3 protein-coding genes and 1 pseudogene are annotated in these 4,103 nt (G+C 62.2%); 2 read left to right on the forward strand and 2 right to left on the reverse strand.

The genetic code is table 11. From position 1 onward, the window contains the following. Positions 1-537: 537 nt before the first annotated feature. Together EN994_RS20835 and EN994_RS20840 are read right to left on the reverse strand one after the other, a co-directional pair. On the reverse strand, positions 538-1,698 hold the full coding sequence (locus EN994_RS20835; protein ID WP_024503027.1) for a patatin-like phospholipase family protein: 1,161 nt from the start codon (positions 1,696-1,698) through the stop codon (positions 538-540). Between the two features lie 47 nt (positions 1,699-1,745). Further along, on the reverse strand, positions 1,746-2,492 hold the full coding sequence (locus EN994_RS20840; protein WP_063169133.1) for an acetoacetate decarboxylase: 747 nt from the start codon (positions 2,490-2,492) through the stop codon (positions 1,746-1,748). Between the two features lie 223 nt (positions 2,493-2,715). On the opposite strand from EN994_RS20840, the gene EN994_RS20845 reads away from it, so the two are divergent. Together EN994_RS20845 and EN994_RS20850 are read left to right on the forward strand one after the other, a co-directional pair. After that, positions 2,716-3,504, forward strand: a complete 789-nt coding sequence (locus EN994_RS20845) for a 3-hydroxybutyrate dehydrogenase (protein WP_127307775.1) — start codon at positions 2,716-2,718, stop codon at positions 3,502-3,504. A 389-nt stretch (positions 3,505-3,893) separates the two neighbouring features. Further along, a pseudogene (locus EN994_RS20850) lies at positions 3,894-4,103 on the forward strand (hypothetical protein); the annotation flags it as partial.

The raw sequence follows: 4,103 nt of genomic DNA on the forward strand, positions 1-4,103 counted from the left end.
GGGCTGCAATGGGCGACGGTGCGCAATCTGCTGCTTGCCTGGGTGCTGACGCTGCCGTGCTCGATCACGCTGGCCTTCGTGCTGTTCATCATCTTCCGCCAGGTGTTCTGAGCCGAGCGTAAGCTTCCGAACAAAAGGCAGCGCCGGGTGACCGGCGCTGCCTTTTTTCTTTAAGTGAGCACTGCGTTCAAGGGGTGAAGACGTATTCGTTTCTGTTGACGTGGAACATGCCTAGGAAATTGCCGAAACGCCTTTCGCTTCGTCATCCTGTGGCGGAGCAGGGAGCGAAGCGACGCGGCGCAGACCATAGGATCCATGCCGCGACTCCTGAGCGTTGCCGCGGTGCAGAATTCTGCTCCGCTGCACTCCGTGGCAAAGGTCACGGCATGGATCCCAGGGTCTCCGCGACGGAGCTTCGCTCCTGCTTCGCCCAAGGATGACGAAGTTTGGAGGCGTCGGCCAATCTCGAGCGTTGGCGATGGCCGTTCAAACGAATCCTGGCCAACAACGCTGAACCGTTGGGCATAACCGGCCTGGCTACGTCGGGTCTTCGCGATGCAGGTCATGGATGGCCACACCGTCGACATTGGTCGGCATCGTCAGCCACTCACGATGGCGCAAGGTGCGCTGCGTGTCCTCCAACCCTGTCTCCCAATGCTCGCGCATCGAGGTGCCTGAGAACTCATAGTCCTTGGCGTGACCCTCATAGCCCTTGTGCTGATAGATCAGGTGCACGATGTTGACGGTGCCGGCGTCCGAATAGTCCTCGATCAGCGCTTCCTCGGCCGGCGTCCGCAACTCCTTCGGCACCCGTTTCAGTGCATCGAGCAGGCGCATCTTGAGACCGTGGATGCGTTTGAAATTGTCGGTGTTTTGCCGTGTGCGGCTTGAATACATGATGTCCTTGTGGCGCGACAGCACGTCCGGCATGCTGCGCGGCAGGACGCCTCGCGCGCTGAACAGGTCGACCTGGAAAACCAGCGAGGAACGGTCCTCTTCCTGGTCGAGCAGATATTGCAGCGGCGTGTTGGAGACGATGCCGCCGTCCCAGTAATATTCGCCTTCGATGCGGATCGACGGGAACGCCGGCGGCAGCGCGCCGCTGGCCATGATGTGCTCCGGTTCGATGCGGACCTTGTCGGTGTCGAAATAGACGAAGTTGCCGGTCCGGACGTTGACCGCGCCGACGCTCAACCGCTTCTTGCCGTCGTTGAGGATGTCGAAGTCGATCAGGCTTTGCAGCGTCTCCTTCAGCTCGGCCGTGTCGTAGAAGCTGGTGGCGCCCTCGGCGCCGGGCTGCTCCATCCAGGGGTTAGGATTGCGCGGCTTGAAGAAGCCCGGCTGCCCCATGACCATGGTCATCCACGAACTGGTGCGATTGCGGATATCACGGTAGATGTCGCCTTCCGGCGTATAGGCCCAGATCTTGCGACCCGAAATCGTCTGCCAGAATTGCTCGAGGCGCTGCAGCCGGCGGCTCGATTCATTGCCGGCGATGATCGCCGCATTGATGGCGCCGATCGACACGCCGGAAAGCCAGCTCGGCTCGCAGCCGGCCTCTGCCAATGCCTGGTACACCCCAGCCTGGTAGGCGCCGAGCGCGCCGCCTCCCTGAAACACCAGCGCGACGCGGTCATACTGCGCCGAGATCTCCGCGATGGTGGCGGTGGCCTCCTTGTTGCGATTGCGTTCGAGCACGGCTTTGGTCTCCGACTTCTGTTTGGGCTCTGAAAGGCTTGTGCAGCTCAGGTGCGGTCGGCGAGATAATCGTGAACCACTTCGCCCAGCCCAAGCGTCAGGTCGGCGGTGAAGTGGACGGCGGATACGATGTCGAGCACCGGCAGCCGCGCCACGTCGGCCATGACGTGCGGCCGCAAATCGAGTGCGGCGGGCGCTGTCCAGGCTTCCTTCAGCGTGATGTCGGTGAGGTGGTAGCGGACCAGTTCGCAGATGCGCGGCGTGCCGTCGACATGCGGGACGATCTTGATCAGGAAATTGGGCGCGGCCAGCGAAGCGAGGACAGAGCCGTGATCGGCTTTCTTGTGCTTGTAGCCCATCGTGCCGGTGGCGCACAGAACGCTGCCATAGTGCAGCGTGCCGACGATGACCTCGCCTTCATGCACGATCTTGGGATTGGCAAGCTTCTTGGGAAAGCCCCACAGTTCGCGGCCGCCGGCGATCGGCGCGTCGTCGTCGAGATACATCGAATGGACGTAGGCGCCGTGCTGGCCCTTGTAGCGCACCGGGATGACCTGGCCGGTCTCGGTGTAGTCGCCGAAACCGGTCGAGTCAGGCATGCGGATGAATTCGTATTTGACCAGCGGCTCGTCGATCTCCAGCGGCTCCGGCACGACAGCCTCTAGCGCCTCGCGCGTCGTGCGGTAGGTGATGATGACGTATTCGCGGTTGAAGAAACGGTACGGCCCGGGCGGAAAGGAGGGGTTGGTCAGCGGCATCGCATAGGCGCGCTTCACGACATCGGCGATCTGCAAGGCTGTAGCCCCATTTTGGTTCAGGAATGACTGCGCGAATGCGCTCCGGATTATGTTGCACGGCACCATGACAGTGCCGTGTCAGCCGCCTGACAGCCGCCCAAGGGGCCTGTCGACGGCCGTCTCAACCCTGTAATCGCACCGACATATGGCTATGGCACTGTCATGGTGCGGCGCACAAAGGCGGCCCCGTTCGTTCCCTCCCACCTCTTGCGAGATCATCATGGGTTTCCTGTCTTCGAAGAACGCCCTCGTCACCGGCTCGACCAGCGGCATCGGCTTGGCCATCGCCCGCGCCTTTGCCGTGGAAGGCGCCAATGTCACCATCAACGGCCTTGGCGATGCGGCTGCCATCGAGCACGAGCGCGCCGGCATCGAGAAGGATTCCGGCGTCAAGTGCCGCTACTCCGGTGCCAACATGATGGATGGCGCGGCGGTCAGCGCCATGGTGCATGAGGCCGAGGCTGCCTTCGGCAGTCTCGATATCCTGGTCAACAATGCCGGCATCCAGCATGTCGCGCCGATCGAGGAGTTTCCCGATGACAAGTGGGAAGCCATCATCCGCATCAATTTGCTCGCCGCGTTCTACGCCATCAAGGCGGCACTGCCGGGCATGAAGACGCGCAAATGGGGCCGTATCATCAACACCGCCTCGGCGCATGCGCTGGTCGCCTCGCCGTTCAAGTCGGCCTATGTGTCGGCCAAGCACGGCATTGCGGGCCTCACCAAGACGGTAGCGCTCGAAGCAGCGCTCGACGGCGTCACCGTCAATGCGATCGCGCCGGGCTATGTCTGGACGCCGCTGGTCGAAAGGCAGATTCCCGACACGATGAAGGCGCGCGGCATGACCGAGGAACAGGTCAAGCACGATGTGCTGCTCGCCGCCCAGCCGACCAAGGAATTCGTCACCGTCGACGAGCTCGCCGCGCTGACGCTGTTCCTGTGTTCGGACGCGGCCAGGCAGGTCACCGGCACAACCTTGCCGATGGATGGCGGCTGGACGGCACAGTAGAGGGTAATCCAAGCGTTCCGTTTGCCTGCTGGTGCCGCTGGGCGCTGGCAGAAAAGCACCCGGCTATGCCGTGATCTTAATCGATGCGGATGGCGTGGTCGTGCATTTCCATGATTTTGCGATCGACGCGGCGGGTTGCCCGCCTCCGGCAGGCTTCGCGGGGCACTGAGCAGGACTTCCCGCGAGGGCCAAGATGCCGCCAGTCGCATGTGCCGGCCTATTGCACGGCAGCGCAACAGGCTGCGCCGTTGGCTGAGCTGAACGATCCCAACCGATGCCCATCCGCGCACTGACGGCGACTGCGCGGCATCGGGTTTCCCAGCCTCTTTCTCGTCCCGCCGGACTACGGTGAAAGTGTCCGAAAAAGCACGGGAATATGGACATTAGTCTTGACAGAAATACAGATGTTCAATACCCGTCAGGCAATCGAACAAGCCTGCATTATGGGAGGAACGAGCGGTATGGCTTCCAATGTTTCGTTGACGGGTCTTGCCCGCGATCTCGAGGAACGCGCAAAGTCGGGCAAGCCTATCCGCATCGGCCTGATCGGCTCGGGCGAGATGGGAACCGACATCGTCACTCGAGTCGCCCATATGTCG

It is taken from the genome of Mesorhizobium sp. M7A.F.Ca.CA.002.09.1.1 (assembly GCF_003998555.1).
Lineage (GTDB): Bacteria > Pseudomonadota > Alphaproteobacteria > Rhizobiales > Rhizobiaceae > Mesorhizobium > Mesorhizobium ciceri.